The sequence below is a fragment of the Stenotrophomonas sp. 21LCFQ19 genome, assembly GCF_056861425.1.
Map to the genome: position 1 here is coordinate 62164 of NZ_JBSPUF010000019.1, position 20818 is coordinate 82981.

The window sequence follows — 20818 nt, forward strand, 5'->3', positions numbered from 1 at the left end:
CACCTGTAGTGCCGAGCCATGCTCGGCAGAGGCTATACCGGGAACGCTTCTGCCGAGCATGGCTCGGCACTACAAATGAAGCACCACCGGCAACGCCCCAGCCGAGCATGGCTCGGCTCTACAAATGAAGCGTCGCTGCGCTCTATACATCGCGCACAAATGAAAAGGGCCGCTACGCGGCCCTTTTCAATCTGCGATTACTTCTTCTTCGGGATGTACAGATCGGTGATGGTGCCGTCGTAGATCTCCGAGGCCATCGCCACCGACTCGCTCAGGGTCGGGTGTGCGTGGATGGTGTGGCCGATGTCTTCGGCCTCCGCACCCATTTCGATAGCCAGGCCAATCTCGGCCAGCAATTCACCGGCATGCACGCCGACGATGGCACCACCGATCACGCGGTGGGTTTCCTCGTCGAAGATCAGCTTGGTGAAGCCTTCGGTGCGACCAATGCCAATTGCGCGACCGCTGGCCGCCCACGGGAACTTGGCCACGCCCACCTTCAAGCCCTTGGCCTTGGCCTCGGTCTCGGTGACGCCGACCCAGGCGATCTCCGGGTTGGTGTAGGCCACCGACGGAATCACCCGTGCCACCCACTCCTTCTTCTCGCCGAAGGCAACTTCAGCCGCCAGCTTGCCTTCGTGCGTGGCCTTGTGCGCCAGCATCGGGTTACCGACGATGTCGCCGATGGCGAAGATGTGCGGCACATTGGTGCGCATCTGCCGGTCAACCGGAATGAAGCCACGATCGGTGACTTCGACGCCAGCCTTGTCGGCATCGATCTTCTTGCCGTTGGCCGAGCGGCCGACGGCAACCAGCACGCGATCAAACGTGCCGCTTTCCATCGCCGGCTTCTCGCCTTCGGTGGCGGCGTCGAAGGTCACGGTGATGCCCTTGGCATCGGCGCTGACGCCGGACGCCTTGGTCTTCAGATGGACCTCGATGCCCTGCTTCTTCAAACGATCAGCCAGTGGCTTGACCAGGTCCTTGTCGGCGCCCGGCATCAGCTGGTCCATGAACTCGACCACGGTCACCTTGGAACCCAGGGCGCTGTACACGGTGGCCATTTCCAGACCGATGATGCCGCCACCCACAACCAGCAGCGAACCCGGCACTTCAGCCAGTTCCAGTGCGTCGGTGGAGTCCATCACGCGCTTGTCTTCCCACGGGAAGTTCGGCAGCTTCACCGCCTGCGAACCGGCGGCGATGATGCACTGCTCGAAGCGCAGCAGCTGGGTCTTGCCGTCGTCGCCAACGATTTCCAGCTCATTGGCCGAGATGAACTTGGCCAGGCCATGCACGGTGCGGATCTTGCGCTGCTTGGCCATGCCAGCCAGGCCCTTGGTCAGCTGACCGACGACCTTTTCCTTGTAGCCGCGCAGCTTGTCCAGGCTGATCTTCGGCGCGCCGTATTCGATGCCCAGTTCGTCGGCATGCGCGGCGTGGTCGATGATCTCAGCGGCGTGCAGCAGCGCCTTGGACGGGATGCAGCCGACGTTGAGGCAGACGCCGCCAAGGCTGGCGTAACGCTCGATCAACACGGTATCCATGCCCAGGTCGGCAGCACGGAAGGCAGCGGTATAGCCGCCCGGGCCTGCGCCCAGCACCACGATGCGGCACTCGATGTCGGCGGTGCGGCCGCTGGACGGCAGTGCCTTGGCGGCGACCGCCGGGTCCGGCGCGCGGTGCGACGGGGTCACCGGCGGCTTGCTGCCCGGGGCCGCCTTGGCGGCAGCAGGTGCGGCGCCGGCAGAGCCTTCCAGCACCACCACCACGTCGCCGACCGACAGCTTGTCGTCCAGCTTGACCTTGATTTCCTTGACCACGCCATCGGCCGACGAAGGCACTTCCAGCGTGGCCTTGTCCGATTCCAGCGTGACCAGGCCCTGGTCCTTCTTCACCGTGTCGCCGACGGCGACCAGGATCTCGATCACCGGCACGTTCTGGTAGTCACCGATGTCCGGCACCTTGACCTCGACCGGGCCGGATGCGGCTGGCGCAGCAGCGGCAACCGGCGCGCTGACGGCAGCCGGAGCGGCTGCAGCAGCGGGCTGCGCAGCCGGCGCAGGTGCGGCGGCAGGTGCCGGAGCTGCGACCGGGGCAGCGCCCTCGCCTTCAGCTTCCAGGATCACCACCACATCGCCCTCGGACAGCTTGTCGTCGAGCTTGACCTTGATTTCCTTGACCACACCCGCAGCCGAGGACGGCACTTCCAGCGTGGCCTTGTCCGACTCCAGCGTGACCAGACCCTGGTCTTTCTTCACCGTGTCGCCCACGGCCACCAGAATCTCGATCACCGGCACGTCGTTGTAGTCACCAATGTCCGGAACCTTGATTTCAATCGTCGCCATTGTTTTCTCCTGTGGGCTCAGCCGGCTTCGCCGACGAACCGGTCATGCATCTTGTCGAGCGCGCGTTCGATGTTGGCGTAACGCTTCTCGTATTTTTTGTCTTTGCTATGGGCCAGCTCGATCAGCAGCGCCGCCTGTTCCTGCAGCGCTTCAAGCTGGCCGCACGCCGGCCGCTGACCGCTGTAACGCTCGCCGTTGACGGTGAAGGACAGCACCTCGCCATCGGTGACCGGCGCCCGCGCCGCCACTTCGGACGACGCCAGGGCCCTGCCCCAGACCTCGACCAGACGCTGCGCCAGTGCATCGGGCAACGGCGCCTGGGCGAACTCGGGCTCCTGGTCCAGCTGCAGGTTGACGCCACCGCGACCGCCGGTGGTGTTCCAGCTGTAGATGCGCTTGTCGGCCGAGCCGGACAGCACCATCCACTGCCCGTTGGCGGCATCGCGGCGCAGCAGCACCTGTGATTCCACCCCACGTGCTGGCAGCACCAGCAGGGACAGGCCGTCTTCGGCCTGGCCACCCAGCAGACTGGTCGCCGCCTGGCCGTAGTTGCCTACCGCCGGCGGCCAACCCTCACCGACCACCGGCAGGCACTGGCTGGCGGCCAGTGCCGGGCCCGTCAGGGCAGCCAGCACCAGCGTCAGCAGGGCGCGTCGCGGCGCCACTGGCATCACAGCAGCACGCGCCGCATGTCGGCCAGCACCTGCGACAGGTAGGTGGTGAAACGGGCCGCCAGGGCGCCGTCGATGACGCGGTGGTCGTAGCTCAGCGACAGCGGCAGCATCAGCTTCGGGGCGAATTCCTTGCCGTTCCAGACCGGCTGGATGGACGACTTGGAGACGCCGAGGATGGCCACTTCCGGCGCATTCACGATCGGGGTGAAGGCGGTGCCGCCAATGCCACCCAGCGAGCTGATCGAGAAGCAGCCGCCGCTCATGTCGGCCGGGCCGAGCTTGCCGTCACGCGCCTTCTTGGCCAGTTCGCCGGTTTCCTGGGCGATCTGCACCACGCCCTTCTTGTCGACGTCACGGATCACCGGCACGACCAGGCCGTTCGGCGTATCGGCGGCAAAGCCGATGTTGAAGTACTTCTTCAGGGTCAGGTTCTCGCCGCTGGCGTCCAGCGAGGCGTTGAACTCGGGGAACTGCTTGAGCGCGGCGGCGCTGGCCTTGATCAGGAAGGCGAGCATGGTCAGCTTGATGCCGGCCTTCTCGTTTTCCTTGTTCAGGGCCACGCGCAGGCCTTCCAGGTCGGTGATGTCAGCCTGCTCGAACTGGGTGACGTGCGGGATCATCGCCCAGTTGCGGGCCAGGTTGGCGCCGGAGATCTTCTTGATGCGCGACAGCTGCACCACTTCGGTCTCGCCGAACTTGCTGAAGTCGACCTTCGGCCACGGCAGCAGGTTCAGGCCGCCGCCGGCAGCAGCCGGAGCACCGGCGCTGGCAGCAACGCCGCCGGACAGCGCGCCCTTGACGAACTTCTGCACGTCGCCCTTGGTGATGCGGCCGCCCTTCTCCGTACCCTTGACCTGCTGCAGGTCCACGCCCAGTTCACGGGCGAACACGCGCACGGCCGGGCTGGCATACGGCACATTGGCCGGCAGCACGCCTTCGGCGTTGAACTGCACCGGCGGGGTGGCCGGCTTGCTGGTGGTGACCACGTCTTCCTGGGCGATTTCGCGCTGGGCCAGCTTGTCGGCGACCGGGGCAACCGCCACCGGCTCGACCTTCGTGCCGGTCTCGACAGCGGCTTCGACCTTGGCCGGGGCTGCCGGAGCGGCAGCGGCGGCAGGCTTGGCGGCCTCTTCGCTGACTTCGATCAGGGCCACGACCTTGCCCTCGGACAGGCCGTCGCCAACCTTGACCTTCAGTTCCTTGACCACACCGGCGTAGGCCGACGGCACTTCCATCGTCGCCTTGTCCGATTCCAGCGTGACCAGGCCCTGGTCCTTCTTGACCGTATCGCCAACCGCGACCAGCACTTCGATCACCGGAATGTCGCTGTAGTCACCGATATCGGGGACAAGTGCTTCCTTGATTTCGGCCATGAACTACTCCAGCAACAAATGAGGGAATCCCCTATTGTGGCGTTAGCGGGCCGCAGCGCCAACCGCTACAAGCGAATTCGCCTGCGTATGTCCCCGGACAAGGGCACGCCACGCGCGCCGTGACGGCCGGAATTTCGGCTCAATGCCCTGCTTTGCGACGTGTCGGCTGTCTTGCCTGTCCTAGCCGGCCAAACCGTTGGTTGCAGGCGATACCACCGCATTCGGCGCATTCAACCACGGTTGCAGCGCCTGCCACTGCCCAGTCAGGCGCTGCAGCGACCACGCCGCATTGGCTGGACTGGTCGATGGCAGGGCCAGCACCGGTAGCGCGGCCGCCAAAGGCGGCAAAGCCGGTGCGATCCATCGCTGGAACGCAGTGTGTGCCGCAGCGCCATTACAGGCGATTGCCCGCAGCTGCGGCAGGTCGGCCAACAGCTCCGCAATGCGATTGGGCACTTCGCTGCCACGGACGATGGCTGTATCCAGGCTGCCGGCGCGCTGGCACTGCCCGATCACATCCCACAAGCCGACACCGGCCTGCTGCAGGCAGTGCAATCGTTGTGCATACGCAAGCTGCGCGTCGAAGCCGCACAGCGCCGCCATCACCGGCCAGAAGCGATTGCGCGGATGCGCGTAATAACGTGCTTCGTGCAGCGATACCGCGCCCGGCATCGAGCCCAGCACCAATACACGACACGATGCGCTCACCTGCGCGGGCAAACCCTGCAATACATCAGCACTCATCACATGCTCCACAAGATCGTGAACGGAATTTTTCTGCGAAACATCGTGCGCATGGGATCTCCCCGATTTTTCGCTGAACGCAAAGGCACTGAAAAATCCCCGCGTTTAGAGCGATTCATCTTGCCATCGTTAGGGTGACCTCGCCCCGCAACGAGGGCCTTGATAACAACGTAGTCCCGATCGCAACACGAGGAGTTACTCATGCGTTCCATCAAAATTCTCAGCCTTGCCACCCTCGGCGCACTTGCGCTGTCTTCCACCGCCTTCGCACAGGATGGCAATGGCGACACCGCATCCGGCAAGCATTTTGCCGTGGTTGGTGGCATCAGCCTGCTGCAGCCGAAGAACGATCCGATCGGCGGCGTTGGCAAGGTCGATGGCGGCCCGGCACCGACGATCAGCGCCAGCTACTACTTCAACGACAACTTCGCCGTTGAGCTGTGGGGCGCCGCTGACAAGTTCGATCACCGCGTGCGCACCGACGGTGGCGCCAAGGTCGGCAGCGTCGAGCAGCAGCCGCTTGCACTGAGCGCGCAGTACCACTTCGGCCAGGCGGACAACGTGTTCCGTCCGTTCGTCGGCCTGGGTTACTACGAGTCGAACTTCAGCAACGAGAAGATCGACGGCCTGAGCAGCACCGGCAACCACGTTGGTGTGGATACCGCCAAGGGCGCGATCGGCACCGTCGGCGTTGACATGAACATCAACTCGACCTGGTTTGCCCGCGCCGATGCGCGCTACATGCACGCTCGTCCTGACCTGCGCGTCGCCGGCCAGAACGCCGGCGAGCTGAAGCTGGATCCGTGGACCGTTGGCTTCGGCCTGGGTGCACGCTTCTAAGCGACAACGTTCCTGGCAACACCGTTGTAGATGCACTGCAGTGCTTGCAAATGAAACACGGGCCGTTCGCGGCCCGTGTTTTTTTGTGGAACGTCGCTGATCAATACCAAGGCAGAAGCAGGAGCTCCCCCTCCCCGGCCCTCCCCGGCCCCTTCGGGGCAAGGGAGGGAGTGATCATGGGCTGCCGTCATCACTCCATTGCAGCGCCAGGTAGTCGAAGTTGTGCTGCAGCCGCGGCTTGACCACGTCGAAGAACGGCGACACATCGAAGTCGCGCGGCGTGTACAGGCTGTAGTTGCGGATGTGCAGGATCTCCTGCGACTGCTCGGCGCCGCCCACCTGCGCCAGCACCGTCTCGATCTCCGGCAGGATCGGGTAGCGGATCGATTCGAAGGCCTGCGCCAGCAGGGTTGAACAGATCGCCTTGGTTGGCTCGCCACTGCCCAATGCAATCAGGCGACGGCGCATATGCCCCGGTACCGGCGGCTGCCGGATCAGGAATCGCGCCAGATCGAAGACATTCTTCAGGTCATAGCTATAGCCCAGGCGTGCGCGCATGAAGCCGACCAGTTGATCCACCACTGCCGGTGACAGGCCTTGCGGACGGCAGATACGGGTGTGCTGGTTGGCGAATTCGGTCAACGGAATGCGGCGCACACCCTGCTCCACATCGACGTCGATCAGCATCGGCTGCGCTTTGCCGCCTTCGAGCAGCGGTTCCTCGCCGATATACAGCGCCGCATGCGACCAGGTGGATTGGCTCAGGTACTTGATGGCGGTGGAGAAGCGGCTATTGCCCTCCACCAGCAGCACATCGCCACGGCGCAGCGTGCGTAGCAGCATTGCGGGGTCGCTGGTCGACGGCCGCATCTGGTTGGCGCGTGGCTGCGCCAGGAAATGCGCCAAGCGGCGCCCGAAGAACTGCAGCACACCCATCAAGCGTCTCCGTATCTGCTTGCATCAGACTAGCCGGGACAGCCTCCGCCTGCCATCGGATACAGGCTCAGCGCGGACTACGATCAAACTGCCGATAGCGTTGATGGTGACGAACCCGGCGCCGCAGCAGCCAGGCGTACATGCCTGCATAACCGAGCAGCAGCGCCGCCATCGCCAGCAAGCCGGCATGGCTGAGCCAGCCCGAGGCCGGCCACGGTACGCCGTTCACCGACGCCTGCCAGCCCTGTACCACGCCGGCGACCACACGCACGACGATCATCCCGGTCAACGCCAGCACCAGCCAGGTATTGGGCTTGTAATGCAGCGCCTCCGGATCGGGCTCGAAGCGGGTCAGGTAGTGGCCGAGCACGCCGACCAACAGACCGGCCAGCCAACCAAGTGCCGCGTAGGACCAGGCACCAGCCCACCAGAACCCGGCGATGCCGACGAACACCGCGAACAGACCGGTGGATACCAATGTCGCCCAGAAATTGAAGGTGATCAGCCAGAGCCGCGCCTGTCGGCGCGCGCCACCACTGCGAACGCGCTGCCACAGTGACAGCGGCATCAGCAGCAACATGATCGCGACGAACACCAGTATCGCCAGCGGCACAGCGAGAAGCACAGGCATGGGGATTGATCCGGGGATATTGGCCCAGAGATTACGCCATGCCAGATACCGGTAGTGCCGAGCCATGCTCGGCAGAGGCTTTACCAAGGTCCCAAACCTGTAGGAGCGGCGTAAGCCGCGAAGCAAGCGCACTTTCGGATCGCAATGTCGCGAGCTCCGGTGGCGATATCAGCTTCGCGGCTTACGCCGCTCCTACATGGGTTATCGGGAGAGCCCCTGCCGAGCATGGCTCGGCACTACATTGGCTCTGCCTGCCGAGCATGGCTCGGGACTACAGTGCGAACCCGACCCAGCAGTGCGGCTCAGAACGCCGGCAGTACCGCGCCCTTGTACTTCTGCTCGATGAAGGCCTTCACTTCCGGGCTGGTCAGGGCCTTGGCCAGCTTCTGCACGCGGGCGTCGTCCTTGTTGTCCGGGCGCGCGACCAGGAAGTTCACGTACGGCGAATCGCTGCTCTCGATCGCCAGTGCGTCCTTGGTCGGATTCAGGCCGGCGTCCAGCGCGTAGTTGGTGTTGATCAGGGCCAGGTCGACCTGATCGAGCACGCGCGGCAGCATCGCCGAGTCCAGCTCGCGGAACTTGAGCTGCTTCGGGTTCTCGGTGATGTCACGCTGGGTGGACAGCGCGTTGCTCGGGTCCTTGAGCTTGATGACGCCCGCAGTGTCCAGCAGGATCAGCGCGCGGCTGTTGTTGCTGGGGTCATTCGGGATCACCACGTCGGCACCGTTGGGCAGTTCGGCCAGCGACTTGAAACGACGCGAATAGGCACCGAACGGTTCGATGTGCACGCCGGTGACGGTGACCAGATCCGTCTTGCGGTCCAGGTTGTAGGCCTTGAGGTAAGGCTCGGTCTGGAAGTAATTGGCGTCCACCTGCTTCTGCACCAGCTGGTCGTTGGGCTGCACGTAATCGTTGAACACACGCACGTCGAGCTTGACGCCTTCTTTTTCCAGCAGCGGCTTGACCACTTCCAGTATCTCGGCGTGCGGCACGGCGGTGGCAGCGACCACCAGCTTGGACTCATCGGCGGCAGGCTTGCCGCAGGCCGACAGGGCCAGCACGGCGGCAATCAGGGGAAAGGTGAACAGCTTTTTCATCGGTAACAGATCCCGTGGGGAAGGATGGTGTGGACATACGCTAACAGGCCGGCACGCTGCGTGCCGGCCTGCGGTCATTCCATTACTTGCGGCTGTAATGCGTAACCAGACGGTCGCCGAGCATCTGCAGCAGCTGCACCAGCACCAGCAGCAAGACTACGGTAACCAGGGCCACGTCGGTGTGCGAACGCTGGTAGCCGTCACGGAAGGCCAGGTCGCCCAGACCGCCGGAGCCGATCGCACCGCCCATCGCGGTGAAACCGATCAAGGCGATGGTGGTGACGGTGGCGCCGGCAATCAGGCCCGGCCGCGCTTCCGGCAGCAGCACCTTGAAGACCAGCTGTCTGGTGGTCGCGCCCATCGCCTGGCTGGCTTCGATCACGCCACGGTCGACTTCACGCAGCGCCGTTTCAACCAGACGCGCGTAGAACGGCGCAGCACCAACGACCAACGGCAGGATGGCGCCACGCACGCCCAACGATGTGCCCATCAGGCCCAAGGTCACTGGAATCAGCACGATCATCAGGATGATGAAGGGCACCGAGCGCAGCAGGTTCACCAACAAGGCGGTGATGCCGTAAACCACCGGCTTGCGGTGCAGCTGCGGCGAGCCGGTCAGGAACAGCAGCACGCCCAGCGGCAAACCAATCGCCAACGTCAGCGGCAACGAGCCGGCCAGCATCAGCAAGGTGTCGATGGTGGCCTGGCCGATATCGGCCCACTTGCCCGCGTCCAGATGGCGGAAGAAGCCTTCGGCGGCAGTTGCAATGATCATCGGCGCAGCTCCTCGACATGCACACCGGCGGCGACGAAGGCCGCCTGCGCGGCATTCTGGTCACCGCCAACCAAGGCTACGGTCAGCTGGCCGTAGGGCGTGTCCTTGATGCGGTCGATGCGGCCGGTAAGGATGTTGTAGTCCACCCCGGTATCACGGGCGATGCGCCCCAACAGGGGTTCGTAAGTGCCCTCGCCAAGGAAGGTCAGGCGCACGATGCGGCCACCGACGGCAGCGAAATCACGCAGCTGCTCGCCTTCGTCCACATGTTCGGACTCGGACACGAAACGGCGGGTGGTCGTGTGCCTGGGATGCAGGAACACCTCGGAAACCGGGCCCATCTCCACCATGTGGCCGGCATCGAGGACCGCAACACGGTCACAGACGCGGCGGATCACATCCATTTCGTGGGTGATCAGCACGATGGTCAGGCCAAGCTCGCGGTTGATCTTGCCCAGCAGCGCCAGCACCGAGGCGGTGGTCTGCGGGTCCAGCGCGCTGGTGGCCTCGTCGCACAGCAGGATCTGCGGGCGGGTGGCCAGCGCGCGGGCAATGCCGACACGCTGCTTCTGCCCGCCGGACAGCTGCGAAGGGTATTTGGCCGCATGCTCTTCCAGCCCGACCATGCGCAGCAGCTCGGCCACGCGCGCGTCGATCTCGGCCTTGGGCGTGCCGGCCAGTTCCAGCGGAAAGGCCACGTTGGCGGCCACGGTACGTGCCGACAGCAGGTTGAAGTGCTGGAAGATCATGCCGATGCGCCGGCGCAGCGTGCGCAGACCGTCCGCGTCCAGCGCGGTCGCGTCCTGGCCATCGATCAGCACCCGCCCGCCACTGGGTTCTTCCAAGCGGTTGATCAGGCGGATCAGGGTCGATTTACCGGCACCGGAGTGGCCAATGATGCCGAACACTTCGCCGGCCTGGATCTTCAGGTCGAGCGGATGCAGCGCGGTGATCGCGCGGCCGTCGACGGCATAAGCTTTCTGCAGGTGCTGGAACTCGATCACTGCCAGGGCAACCGGTGGGCATGAGAAGGGGGCGTGCAGCCTAGCAGCGCCGGGCCATCGGCGCGCGTGCCGCAAACCGGAATCTTATTCCTTTTGGTTCTAAGTGAAACCGATCGGGGCTATGGTAGTGCTGTTTGTGGGAGCGGCGTGAGCCGCGAAGCAGATAAACCACCAGATCGCGGTAATGGCTGTTCATCCTGCATCGCCAGATTCGCGGCTGACGCCGCTTGAGTCTGCTGGTAAAGCCCCTGCCGAGCATGGCTCGGCACTACCGCCCTCTCCCTTTGGCGAAGCCAAGGGGAGGACTGGGGAGGGGTTGGCTTTCAGGGATGATCAATCTGATCTGGCCGCTGCGCCCGCTGCACCCGTTCACGGTGCAGCAGGTACAGGCCACTGGCGACGATGATGCCCGCGCCGATCCAGGTCCAACGGTCAGGCAGCTTCTGCCAGAGCAGCACGTCCCAGCCGATCACCCAGACCAGGCCGGTGTATTCCAGCGGTGCGATCATCGAGGCCTGCCCCAGCTGGAACGCGCGGGTCAGCGCGATCTGGCCCAGCGCCCCCGCCAGGCCCATGCCGGCAATCAGCGCGGCGTGCTTCCACTGCAGCGGCTGCCACTGCGGCCAAGCCAGCAAACCGGCGCCGATCGCCATGATCAACAGAAACCAGACCACCATCGATTGCGGCGTATCCGTACGCGTCAACAGGCTGACCGTCACTGCAGCAATCGCATAGGCGGTCGCCGCCAGCAGCACCATCAGGCCCGGGAACGAGATGAAACCATCCACGCCCGGCCGCAGCACCACCAGCACGCCGATCAGGCCGATGCCGATGGCGACCCAACGGCGCGGCCCCACATGCTCACCCAGCAAGGGCACCGACAGTGCAGCCACCAGCAAGGGCGCGACGAAGTAGATCGTGTAGGCGGTCGACAGCGACAAGGTCCGCAGCGCATAGACGAAGCAACCGATCATCACCATGCCGAGCACGCCACGCAGCAGATGCAGGCCCCAACGCACCGGGATGATCGAGCGCGGACCGGCGGTGGCAAGCACCCATACAAGGACGAACGGCAACGAGGCGGCACCACGCAGCATGGTGACCTGCAAGGTCGGATAACTGCTGGACAGCATCTTCATGCCAGCGTCCATGCAGGAGAAGAAAGCGACGGCGGCCAGCATCCAGACGATGGCACGCACGGGGGATTTGGTAGGCGACATGGCCCCATTATCCGCTGCCAAGGCCCGGCTTGCCGACTGCCGGCAGTAATGGGCGATGGTATGTTCTGGCCATTCCCAGCCAGGGCCCGACCATGCGCAAACCACTGAAGCATCCAGCTGCCACGCCTGCCCTGCTGCGTTTTGCCCCGTTGCTGCTCGCTGCGTCGCCCTGGATTGCCACTGCCGCGCAGCCGCCCAGCGCTGAAGCGCTGGCACAGCTGGATGGCTTTGCACTGGGGCTGCAGGCCGCCGGGCAGTTCTCGGGGACGGTGTTGATCGCCAGCGACGATGACGTGGTATTCGAGAAAGCCTACGGCGCGCGCGATGAGCAGCAGGAAACACCGCTGCAGGTGAGTGACCGCTTCAACCTGGCCTCGGCCGGCAAGATGTTCACCAGCGTGGCGATCCTGCAGCAGATCGCCGCCGGTCGCCTCAGCCTGGACAGCAAGGTCGGTGAGGTGCTCAAGGACTACCCCAACCGCCAGTTCGCCAATGAGGTCAGCGTGCGCCAGCTGCTGACACATAGCGCCGGTGCGGGGGATATCGATGAATTGTTTGGCGCCGAACACAGTGCTGATCGCGCGCGCCTGCACAGCCTGGAGGACATGGTCGCGCTGCATGCCGGGCGTGCACCGGAGTTCGCGCCTGGCAGCGCGCAGAAATACGGCAACTTTGGCTACCTGGTATTGGGGCGGATGCTGGAAGTCCTCTCCGGGCAGGACTTCGAGAGCTACATCCGCCAGCACGTGCTGCAACCGGCCGGCATGCAGGATACCGACTTCGTGGCCTGCGACGACCCCGCCGCCGATCTGGCACGGGCCTACGTGGAGGTGGATGGCAAGCGCGTGCGCAACTGCGCCACCCAACCCAGGCGCGGCTTGCCCGCCGGCGGCGAAGTGGGCAGCGCGCGTGACATGTTCCGCTTCGTGCAGGCCCTGAATGCCGGCAAGCTGCTGCCAGCAGCACTGTTTGAACAAGCCACCCAGACCCAGCGCGAGTTCATGGGACTGGGCTTTTTTGCCACCGGCTACGGCAAGGACGTGCCGGCCCGCGACTTCCGCTGGGGCCATGGTGGCAGCACGGACGGTGTCTGCACCGACGTGCGCCATTACCCGGCAACCGGCGAGACGGTGATCGTGCTGTCCAACAAGGATGCGCCGGCCTGTTTCGCGGTTTCCGGCCTGCTGCATGCGCAATGGAAGCAGCCTTGAACGAAAAACCTGGCAAAGGCGGCCAGCAAGCGCGCGCCTGCGCAGGTTCCTAACGAATATTTCCCAAGCACCATGCAAGGATGCGCGCCGATGAACCCCCGCACCACACTATTGCTGGCAGTCTCACTGAGCCTGGCCACCCTCGCCGCCCCGGCATTCGCGCAACCGGCCTGCAGTCCGCGTTACCCGCCGCCGACCACGATTGCCGCCATGTTCGACATGGCCGCGGTCACCGCCGATACGCTCGATGCAATGCCCGACGTGGATGTAGCCATTGCCGCGCGCGGCGGTCAGGACCTGAGCAAGTACGGGCTGCGCCACAGCCATCTGGCCTTCCTGGTCCGCAACGACAGCGGCAGTTGGGACGTGGTGCACCTGCTCAACCGCTGCAAGAGCGACAGCTCGGACCTGTACCGCGAAGGTCTGGTCAACCTGGTCGGCGAAAGCTCGATCACCACCGACCTGCGGGTTGGCATTCCCACGCCGGAAGTCCGCGCCGCACTGAAGACATTGCTCGCCGGTACCGCGCCACGGGCACGTGCGCTGCATGAGCCGCGCTACAGCATGCTGGCCTATCCCGGCAGCAGCGAGTACCAGAACTCCAACCAATGGATACTGGAAGTCGCCGCAGCGGCAATGGCGCAGGCCGCAGGCGATGCGCCCCTCGCTGACCGAGACAGCGCCTTGGCCTGGCTCAAGCAGAAAGGCTATACGCCATCACGCATGCACATCGGCATCGGCAAACGGCTGGGCGCGCGCTTCCTTGCCGACAACGTAGCGGTCACCGACCACCCCGCCAGCGAACGCATTTCCGGCAATTACTCGGTGGTGACGGTGGAGTCGGTGTTCGACTTCCTGCACCGCAGCGGCGCGCTGCAGCGCGAACTCGCCGTCGCCCATCAAACACCCGTGCCGGCGGTGACCGGCAGCAACACGCAAGCTCCCCCACCACAGCAGGAAGCCACACCATGAAACACCTGATCAAGAGCGGCGCCCTCGCCTTTGCCATTGTCGTCAGCCTTGGCCTCACCACCGGTGAAGTCTGCGCAGGCGAAATCAACGGCTCACAAGCTTCCGTGCTGGTGACTGGTTCCAGCGTGGTGATGGTGGTATCCGGTCCGATCTTCCTGTCCGCGGCCGGTGTGCGCGGCGCAGCTGACATGTCCAGGGAGTCGCGTGAGCGCCGCGAGGAGAAACGCCGCATCAGCGCCGGACCGCTGCCGGATCTGGAAGTGAAGTCGATCGAGACCGCGGCCGATGGCGGCCGTCGCGTCACCCTGGAAGATCCGGCCAATGCGGAAAACCGTGCCACCCTGCAGTGGCCGAAGCGCGAGGATGACCCGGCAGCCGGTTTCACGGTTGGCGCGAAGATTGCCTTCCAGCCGAGCCCGCAGGGCGCCGGTTGGATGCTGCGCAACCTGGAGGGCGCTGCATTGGCCTTCGTGCCCACCATTGAAGCGGTGGATGAGAGCCGCACCCGCACGCTTTGATTCCCCATTCGCTGTACTCGAGGAACACCGTATGAAATCCATGTTTTTCCAGTTGGCCTGCGCCGCAGCCATCAGCGCCATGTTGGTGATTGCACCCGCCCACGCTGGCGCCGACCTCAACCGCTCCGAAGTCTCCACGCTGGTGACCTCGGCCGGCGCATCGATGCTGGTGTCCGCACCGTTGCTGCTGGTGGCATCGGTTGCTGACAAGTCTTCCACCGCCGCCGGCGAGCGCCAGTCGCGCCGCGCCAGCGCCGGCCCACTGCCGGACATGAAGGTCGAGGCGATCACCCAGGACGCCGATGGCGGCCGCAGCGTGGCGCTGGCTGATCCGTTGGATGCGGCCAACACCGCATCACTGCATTGGCCGCAGCGCGAGGACAACCCTGCGTCGAACTTTGTGCTCGGGCAGACCGTTGCGTTCACGCCGAGCCCGCAGGGTGCGGGTTGGATGGTGCGTGCGGAAGATGGCGCCGTGCTGACCTTTGTGCCGGCGATTGAAGCGGCGTCGGTGAGTCATAGCGGGAAGCTTTGAGGCTGTGGTGCTGGTGCTTTCAGATCGTGGAAATGCCTGATTACACCCTTCTCCCGCTTGCGGGGTTAAGAACAGGCGTTTACGAGCCAAAGGCTCGTGACTGTTCGTACGCACCGCGTGCTACGCGGGGCCGGGGCGCGAAGCGAGGTGCCCGAAGAGCCTGCCCCCGCGAAGGCGGGGGGCGGATGAGGGCTTTTTGGCTTTGGCTTTGGCTTTGGCTTTGTTTTTGGCGTTGGCGTTGGCGTTGGGCTTTTGCTTCTTGAAGCCTCTATACAAGCCCGGCCAAACGCACAGGCAAAAGCCACCCTCACCCCAACCCCTCTCCCGCCGCGCGGGAGAGGGGCTTCGGATCTCTTGATTGCTGGCAATGTGCACTCCTGCCGCCTTGACATCCGTCTCGGCCACACCCGCTACAATGCCCACTGACCTGCCCTCCCGTGCACGGCCCTTCCCCTCCTCTATCGATGCAGTGCCTGGCGGCGCTGCCAGTGCCCGTTCATGTCCTCACATCCATCCATCCGCTTCGCTCCGCTGACCCCAACCTCACTACTGCTGGCCGTGCTGGCAATGGGTGCCGTGGTGCTGGGTTCGAATGTGCTGGTGCAGTACCCGATCAATGACTGGCTCACCTGGGGCGCCTTCAGCTACCCGATCGCCTTCCTGGTCAGCAATCTGATCAATCGCCGCTTCGGCCCGCAGGCGGCGCGCCGTGTGGCCTGGGCCGGCTTCGCGGTGGCGGTGATGTTGTCGGTGTGGATCGCCACGCCGCGCATCGCGGTGGCCTCCTGCTCGGCCTTCATCGTTGCCCAGTTGCTGGACATCACCGTGTTCGACCGGCTGCGTGCCGGCAACTGGTGGCGCGCACCGATGGTGGCCACCACCTGCAGCGCTACCGTGGATACGGCGATCTTCTGGTCGATCACGTTTGCCGGCTCGCAGTTGCCGTGGGTCAGCTGGGCCGCAGGCGATCTGGCGGTGAAGCTGGCCATCGGCGTGTGCCTGCTGGCACCGTTCCGCGCGCTGCTGTGGAAGATGGCGCCGCTGCGCGGCACTCCGCGCTGATCGCTGCAGCCCGGTACCAACCCGGGCTGCTTCCCAACATCACTCCGCGCGCTTGCCCGGCTCGAACGGCAGGCCCTGCGCGATTGCTGCGGCACTGATCGCCGCACACGCCGCTTCGATCTCGGGCGTCGGGATGGCAATACGCGGGCGCCGGTCCAGGGTGCAGCTCAGGCCCGCATCAAGCAGCGTGGCGTGCGCCTCGTGCAGGGCCTCGGCCGTCGCAGCCGGCAACCAGCCTGCAGCGGCCAGCGCGGAGATCAGCAACGGAGTCTCCCTCGGCTCGCAGAGCGACGGCGTGTGCTGTGCCTGCGACAGCACGCCGGTCTGCAGCACGAACTCCAGGTCGACCAGACCGCCTGCGCCCTGCTTCAGGTCCAGCCGCCCGGCATCGCTGCGGTCCAGTTCAGCGCGCATGCGTGCACGCATCTTCAGCACATCGCCGAACAAGGTCTCGTGCTCACGCGCACGGCCCAGGGTGTCAGCGCGTACCCGTTCGAAGTCGGACAACAGCGATGCATCACCGGCCACACCGCGCGCGCGTACCAGCGCCTGGTGCTCCCAGGTCCAGGCGCGCTCGCGCTGGTACTCGGTATAGCTGGCCAACGAGGACACCAGCGCACCCTTGCCGCCGTCCGGGCGCAGGCGCACGTCGATGTCATACAGGCGGCCGGCGGCGGTCACGGCGCCGAGCAGGGCCATCACCTTCTGCGCCAGGCGCGCGAACCAGCGGCCGCTGTCCAAGGGACGCGGGCCGTCGCTGCCTTCACTGCCAGCCGGGCTGTCGTACAGAAACACCAGATCCAGGTCCGAACCAAAGCCCAGCTCGACGCCCCCCAGGCTGCCGTAACCGATGATCGCAAAGCGTCCGCCCGGCACTTCACCATGCGCCTGCAGCATGTCCGCATGCGCCATCTGCAGCACGGTCACCACCACCGCGTCGGCCAGCTGCGCCAGTTGCTGCGTGCAGTCCACCGCACGCTGGCGGCCATCGTGGAAGGCCAAGGCCATGCGGAAACTCAGCGCGAGCCGCACTTCATTGAGCGCACGCAGTGCCGCTTCCGGGTCATCTATCTGCAAGGCAGCGGCGCAGGCGTCCTGCATTTCCTGCGCCTCCGGCATCGGCCCAGCGACGCGGGTATCCAGCAACTCGTCCAGCAGCAGGGGGAACGCCACCAGCCGCTCGGACAACAACGCGCTGCGTGCCAGCACGTTGACCAATCGGGTCAAGGCGCTGGGCTGCTCGTCCAGCAGCGCCAGATAGCTGGTGCGGCGCAGGATGGCCTGCAGCAGGCCGAGCACGCGCCGCAGCGCCGCGTCGGGCTGCGGCGAACGGGTAGCCGCATGCAGCAGCGCCGGCAGCACCCGATCCAGGCGCGCACGCGCATTGTCGGACAACGACTTCACCCCCAGCGACTGGGCAAACTCGCGCAGCGATTGATCGGCGCCATTGGCGTCGGCAAAGCCGGCCTCGGCCAGCACTTCGGCGCTGCCGCCGCCGGGCAACACCCGCCAATAGCTGGACAACACATCCGGTGCCGCCTGCCCTTGGCGCGGCGCAAGCAATGCACCGAATTCAACACTGACGCGTTCGCGCTGCTCGTTCAGCGCCGCAAGCAAGGCATCCCAATCCGCATAGCCCAAGCCGAAGGCGACACGGCTGCGATCCAGCGCATCGTTTGGCAGGCAATGGGTCTGCGCGTCGCGCAGCATCTGCAGGCGGTTCTCGACGCGGCGCAGGAAGCGGTAGGCCTGGATCAGGTCATCGCCATCGCTGGCGGCCATCTGCCCGCCTTCGACCAGCGCGCGCAGCGCTGGCAGCAGGCGTCGCTCGCGCAGCGCCGGCTCGCGGCCGCCACGGATCAGCTGCAGTGCCTGGGCAAGAAATTCGATCTCGCGGATACCGCCCGGGCCGCGTTTGATGTCGTCCAGCCGGTCCTTGCGCGCGACTTCGGCGGTGATCGCCGCCTTCATCTCGCGCAGTCCATCGAGTGCGGTGAAGTCGAGGTAGCGGCGGTAGACGAAGGGCCGCAGCGTCTCCAGCCAGGCCTCGCCAGCGGCGATGTCGCCGGCCACCGCGCGCGCCTTGATCCATGCATAGCGCTCCCAGTCACGGCCTTCGCGCTGGAAGTACTGATCCATGCCGGCGAACGACAGGGCAACCCGACCTGCGGTGCCGAACGGGCGCAGGCGCAGGTCGACGCGGTGACTGAAGCCTTCGGCGGTGGTTTCGTCCAGCAGCCGCGCCAGCCGCTGGCCGAGCCGCGCGAAATACTCTTCGGCAGCCAGCGGACGCGCGCCGTCGGACTCGCCGTTATGCGGGTAGGCGTAGACCAGATCGATATCGGAGGAGAAGTTCAGCTCGCCGCCGCCGAGCTTGCCCAGCCCGAACACCACCAGCCGCTGCGCGCTGCCATCGGCGTCGCGAACCACGCCATGGCGGCTGGCGAACTCCTGCTCCAGCGCCTCCAGGCCCAGCTGCAGGCATTCCTCGGCCAGGCGGGTAGCGCCCGCCAGGGTGGCATCGACGTCATCGAGTTCTAGCAGATCGCGCCAGATCAACCGGGTCGAGGCCGCAGCGCGGTAGCGCCGCAGCTGGGTCGGCCAGGCGGTGGGCTGCAGCGGATCCAGCTCGGGCAGCGGCAGCGGCGCTGGATCGGCCGCAGCCAGCAATTGCAGCAGCTCCGGCTGCCGGCACAAGGTATCGATGGCGAAATCGCTGGTAACCGCCAGCTGCCGCAAACCAGCCTCGAAGGCCTCTGATTGCGGCCATTGCGCCGGATCGGAAGCGGCCAGCTTGAGCCGGGCCAAGGCACGTTCAATTACTGGCTGAATGGATTCAGGTGCTGCAGGGGCGATTTGATTCATTCCGCGATTCTGGCATCTGCGGCGCAGAAGTCGCCATCTCCGCCGATCAGGCAATAAAAAAGCCCGCTGACAGCGAACTGTCAGCGGGCCTTGCTCCCTCCCCCACGTCGGGATGCAGGGCGATCCTGCCGGGTGCGCAAACAACTTGCACGCTGCAGTGCAAAACAATACTGGGGAGTACAAGAGCACTGGCGCCGTAAAGACCATTCCACGAAGGTCCAACCCCCCTGTTCACGCCGAAGGGCGATAATCAGGCATCCCCCCAACAAACCGTAGTCGTCATGTCTGTCGAACGCATCCTGGACCCGCGCCTGCGCGACCGCATCGTTTCCGCCGAACAAGCCGCGGCCTTCATCCAGCCCGGCGAAACCGTGGCCATGAGTGGCTTCACCGGTTCCGGCTATCCCAAGGCGGTACCGCTGGCGCTGGCGCAGCGCATCGAAGAGGTTCACGCCGCCGGCCAGCCGTTCAAGATCAAGCTGATGACGGGCGCTTCGACCGCTCCGGAACTGGATGGCGCGCTGGCCAAGGCCGACGCCATCGCCATGCGCATGCCGTTCCAGACCGATCCGGATGCGCGCAAGCGCATCAACGAAGGCACGCTGGACTACATCGACATCCATCTTTCCCACGTTGCCCAGCACGTGTGGTTTGGCTTCTACGGTGAAATCGATACCGCGGTCGTTGAAGTCTCGGCGATCCGCGAAGACGGTTCGCTGGTGCCCTCCACCTCGGTCGGCAACAACAAGACCTGGCTGGACCTGGCCAAGAAGGTGATCATCGAGGTCAACGAGTGGCAGCCCGCGGACATCGAGGGCATGCACGACATCTACTACGGCACCGCGTTGCCGCCGCACCGCAAGCCGATCCCGTTGATCCACGCCAACGATCGTATCGGCCAGACCACGCTGGACGTGGACCCGGACAAGATCGTGGCCGTGGTGCGCACCAATGGGCCGGACCGCAACAGCCCGTTCAAGCCGATCGATGAAGACAGCCGCCAGATCGCCGGCTACCTGATCGAATTCCTCAAGCACGAAGTCGCCAAGGGCCGCCTGCCGGCTAACCTGCTGCCGTTGCAGTCGGGTGTGGGCAATATCCCGAATGCGGTGCTGGCGGGTCTTGCTGAAAGCGGCCTGCGCGGGCTCACCTCGTTCACCGAGGTGATCCAGGACGGCATGCTGGACCTGCTCAAGTCCGGCGTGCTCGAGTACGCCTCATGCACCGGCTTCGCGTTGAGCCCGGAGGCGAACGAAGAGTTCAAGCGCAACATCAAGTTCTACCGCGAGCGCATCATCATGCGCACGCAGGAGATCTCCAACCATCCGGAACTGGTACGCCGCCTCGGCTGCATCGGCATGAACGGCATGATCGAGGTCGACCTGTACGGCAACGTCAATTCCACCCACGTGATGGGCAGCCGCATCATGAACGGCATCGGTGGTTCCGGTGACTTCACCCGCAACGGCTTCCTGTCCACCTTCCTGAGCCCGTCGATGGCCAAGGGCGGCTCGATCTCGGCAATCGTGCCGATGGTCAGCCATGTGGACCACACCGAGCACGATGTCTCGATCATCGTCACCGAGCAGGGCCTGGCCGATCTGCGCGGCCTGCCGCCGCGTGCACGTGCGCGTCAGGTGATCGACAACTGCGCGCATCCGGACTACCGCGACCAGCTCAACGACTACTTCGATCGCGCCTGCCGCGACAGCTACGGCAAGCACACGCCGCACCTGTTGCCGGAAGCCCTGTCCTGGCACCAGCGCTACATCGACACCGGCAGCATGAAGGCCTGAGGCCAAACCTGTAGTGCCGAGCCATGCTCGGCAGGGGCTTTACCGGGAAGGCCCGATCTGTAGTGCCGAGCCATGCTCGGCAGAGGCTTTACCGGGAAGGCCCGATCTGTAGTGCCGAGCCATGCTCGGCAGAGGCTTTACCGGGAAGGCCTGATCTGTAGTGCCGAGCCATGCTCGGCAGAGGCTTTACCGGGAAGGCCCTTGCCGAGCATGGCTC

The 20818-nt window shown here is 65.1% G+C and carries 18 protein-coding genes; 7 read left to right on the forward strand and 11 right to left on the reverse strand.

Annotated elements, in window-relative coordinates; genetic code table 11:
* Positions 1-197: 197 nt before the first annotated feature.
* From lpdA to AC13FW_RS18080, 4 genes are all read right to left on the reverse strand, one after another.
* On the reverse strand, positions 198-2348 hold the full coding sequence (gene lpdA / locus AC13FW_RS18065) for a dihydrolipoyl dehydrogenase (RefSeq protein ID WP_482989979.1): 2151 nt from the start codon (positions 2346-2348) through the stop codon (positions 198-200).
* Positions 2349-2365: 17 nt separating this feature from the next.
* Positions 2366-3013 (reverse strand): hypothetical protein, encoded by a 648-nt coding sequence (locus tag AC13FW_RS18070; protein WP_482989980.1) that lies wholly within the window; start codon positions 3011-3013, stop codon positions 2366-2368.
* Positions 3014-3018: 5 nt separating this feature from the next.
* Complete coding sequence (locus AC13FW_RS18075; protein WP_482989981.1) at positions 3019-4395, reverse strand: dihydrolipoyllysine-residue acetyltransferase; 1377 nt, start codon at positions 4393-4395, stop codon at positions 3019-3021.
* A 180-nt stretch (positions 4396-4575) separates the two neighbouring features.
* Positions 4576-5139 (reverse strand): DNA-deoxyinosine glycosylase, encoded by a 564-nt coding sequence (locus AC13FW_RS18080; RefSeq protein WP_482989982.1) that lies wholly within the window; start codon positions 5137-5139, stop codon positions 4576-4578.
* Positions 5140-5340: 201 nt separating this feature from the next.
* Here AC13FW_RS18080 and AC13FW_RS18085 point away from each other — a divergent pair, with 201 nt between their 5' ends.
* The gene (locus tag AC13FW_RS18085; protein WP_296251114.1) at positions 5341-5979 is read left to right on the forward strand and encodes an OmpW/AlkL family protein; all 639 of its coding nucleotides are present in this window, start codon (positions 5341-5343) and stop codon (positions 5977-5979) included.
* Between the two features lie 174 nt (positions 5980-6153).
* Here the strand turns inward: AC13FW_RS18085 and AC13FW_RS18090 are convergent, their stop codons facing one another.
* From AC13FW_RS18090 to AC13FW_RS18115, 6 genes are all read right to left on the reverse strand, one after another.
* On the reverse strand, positions 6154-6915 hold the full coding sequence (locus AC13FW_RS18090; RefSeq protein WP_481510643.1) for a YiiX/YebB-like N1pC/P60 family cysteine hydrolase: 762 nt from the start codon (positions 6913-6915) through the stop codon (positions 6154-6156).
* Between the two features lie 67 nt (positions 6916-6982).
* Positions 6983-7546: a CcdC protein domain-containing protein gene (locus AC13FW_RS18095; protein ID WP_482989983.1), complete on the reverse strand. Its 564-nt coding sequence runs from the start codon at positions 7544-7546 to the stop codon at positions 6983-6985.
* A gap of 302 nt (positions 7547-7848) precedes the next feature.
* Positions 7849-8643 carry a MetQ/NlpA family ABC transporter substrate-binding protein gene (locus tag AC13FW_RS18100; protein ID WP_296251109.1) on the reverse strand — a complete coding sequence of 265 codons (795 nt, stop codon included), beginning with the start codon at positions 8641-8643 and terminating at the stop codon, positions 7849-7851.
* An 82-nt stretch (positions 8644-8725) separates the two neighbouring features.
* A complete protein-coding gene (locus AC13FW_RS18105; RefSeq protein ID WP_057626852.1) occupies positions 8726-9418 on the reverse strand; it encodes a methionine ABC transporter permease in 693 nt (230 codons plus the stop codon).
* A complete protein-coding gene (locus AC13FW_RS18110) occupies positions 9415-10422 on the reverse strand; it encodes a methionine ABC transporter ATP-binding protein (RefSeq protein ID WP_296251105.1) in 1008 nt (335 codons plus the stop codon). Before AC13FW_RS18110 ends, AC13FW_RS18105 begins: the two co-directional genes overlap by 4 nt.
* Positions 10423-10745: 323 nt before the next feature.
* Complete coding sequence (locus AC13FW_RS18115; protein WP_282271380.1) at positions 10746-11642, reverse strand: DMT family transporter; 897 nt, start codon at positions 11640-11642, stop codon at positions 10746-10748.
* 92 nt (positions 11643-11734) lie between these two features.
* On the opposite strand from AC13FW_RS18115, the gene AC13FW_RS18120 reads away from it, so the two are divergent.
* The 5 genes from AC13FW_RS18120 (at position 11735) to AC13FW_RS18140 (ending at position 15940) form a co-directional block, all read left to right on the forward strand.
* Positions 11735-12853, forward strand: coding sequence for a serine hydrolase domain-containing protein (locus AC13FW_RS18120; RefSeq protein WP_482989984.1), 1119 nt, complete (start codon positions 11735-11737; stop codon positions 12851-12853).
* A gap of 90 nt (positions 12854-12943) precedes the next feature.
* Complete coding sequence (locus AC13FW_RS18125; RefSeq protein ID WP_482989985.1) at positions 12944-13825, forward strand: DUF2145 domain-containing protein; 882 nt, start codon at positions 12944-12946, stop codon at positions 13823-13825.
* The gene (locus tag AC13FW_RS18130) at positions 13822-14343 is read left to right on the forward strand and encodes a hypothetical protein (RefSeq protein ID WP_482989986.1); all 522 of its coding nucleotides are present in this window, start codon (positions 13822-13824) and stop codon (positions 14341-14343) included. Before AC13FW_RS18125 ends, AC13FW_RS18130 begins: the two co-directional genes overlap by 4 nt.
* 31 nt (positions 14344-14374) lie before the next feature.
* Positions 14375-14878: a hypothetical protein gene (locus AC13FW_RS18135; protein ID WP_482989987.1), complete on the forward strand. Its 504-nt coding sequence runs from the start codon at positions 14375-14377 to the stop codon at positions 14876-14878.
* A 498-nt stretch (positions 14879-15376) separates the two neighbouring features.
* Positions 15377-15940, forward strand: a complete 564-nt coding sequence (locus AC13FW_RS18140) for a queuosine precursor transporter (RefSeq protein WP_482989988.1) — start codon at positions 15377-15379, stop codon at positions 15938-15940.
* A gap of 39 nt (positions 15941-15979) precedes the next feature.
* Here AC13FW_RS18140 and glnE read toward each other — a convergent pair whose 3' ends face one another.
* Complete coding sequence (gene glnE / locus AC13FW_RS18145) at positions 15980-18805, reverse strand: bifunctional [glutamate--ammonia ligase]-adenylyl-L-tyrosine phosphorylase/[glutamate--ammonia-ligase] adenylyltransferase (RefSeq protein WP_482989989.1); 2826 nt, start codon at positions 18803-18805, stop codon at positions 15980-15982.
* A 281-nt stretch (positions 18806-19086) separates the two neighbouring features.
* Here glnE and AC13FW_RS18150 point away from each other — a divergent pair, with 281 nt between their 5' ends.
* Positions 19087-20601, forward strand: a complete 1515-nt coding sequence (locus AC13FW_RS18150; protein ID WP_282271362.1) for an acetyl-CoA hydrolase/transferase family protein — start codon at positions 19087-19089, stop codon at positions 20599-20601.
* The last annotated feature ends 217 nt before the right edge of the window (positions 20602-20818 follow it).

Coding starts and splice junctions, on each gene's coding strand:
- lpdA (WP_482989979.1), bottom strand. CDS start 2,348: ATGGCGACGATTGAAATCAAGGTTCCGGACATTGGTGACTACAACGAC.
- AC13FW_RS18075 (WP_482989981.1), bottom strand. CDS start 4,395: ATGGCCGAAATCAAGGAAGCACTTGTCCCCGATATCGGTGACTACAGC.
- AC13FW_RS18080 (WP_482989982.1), bottom strand. CDS start 5,139: ATGAGTGCTGATGTATTGCAGGGTTTGCCCGCGCAGGTGAGCGCATCG.
- AC13FW_RS18085 (WP_296251114.1), top strand. CDS start 5,341: ATGCGTTCCATCAAAATTCTCAGCCTTGCCACCCTCGGCGCACTTGCG.
- AC13FW_RS18090 (WP_481510643.1), bottom strand. CDS start 6,915: ATGGGTGTGCTGCAGTTCTTCGGGCGCCGCTTGGCGCATTTCCTGGCG.
- AC13FW_RS18095 (WP_482989983.1), bottom strand. CDS start 7,546: ATGCCTGTGCTTCTCGCTGTGCCGCTGGCGATACTGGTGTTCGTCGCG.
- AC13FW_RS18100 (WP_296251109.1), bottom strand. CDS start 8,643: ATGAAAAAGCTGTTCACCTTTCCCCTGATTGCCGCCGTGCTGGCCCTG.
- AC13FW_RS18105 (WP_057626852.1), bottom strand. CDS start 9,418: ATGATCATTGCAACTGCCGCCGAAGGCTTCTTCCGCCATCTGGACGCG.
- AC13FW_RS18115 (WP_282271380.1), bottom strand. CDS start 11,642: ATGTCGCCTACCAAATCCCCCGTGCGTGCCATCGTCTGGATGCTGGCC.
- AC13FW_RS18120 (WP_482989984.1), top strand. CDS start 11,735: ATGCGCAAACCACTGAAGCATCCAGCTGCCACGCCTGCCCTGCTGCGT.
- AC13FW_RS18125 (WP_482989985.1), top strand. CDS start 12,944: ATGAACCCCCGCACCACACTATTGCTGGCAGTCTCACTGAGCCTGGCC.
- AC13FW_RS18130 (WP_482989986.1), top strand. CDS start 13,822: ATGAAACACCTGATCAAGAGCGGCGCCCTCGCCTTTGCCATTGTCGTC.
- AC13FW_RS18135 (WP_482989987.1), top strand. CDS start 14,375: ATGAAATCCATGTTTTTCCAGTTGGCCTGCGCCGCAGCCATCAGCGCC.
- AC13FW_RS18140 (WP_482989988.1), top strand. CDS start 15,377: ATGTCCTCACATCCATCCATCCGCTTCGCTCCGCTGACCCCAACCTCA.
- glnE (WP_482989989.1), bottom strand. CDS start 18,805: ATGAATCAAATCGCCCCTGCAGCACCTGAATCCATTCAGCCAGTAATT.
- AC13FW_RS18150 (WP_282271362.1), top strand. CDS start 19,087: ATGTCTGTCGAACGCATCCTGGACCCGCGCCTGCGCGACCGCATCGTT.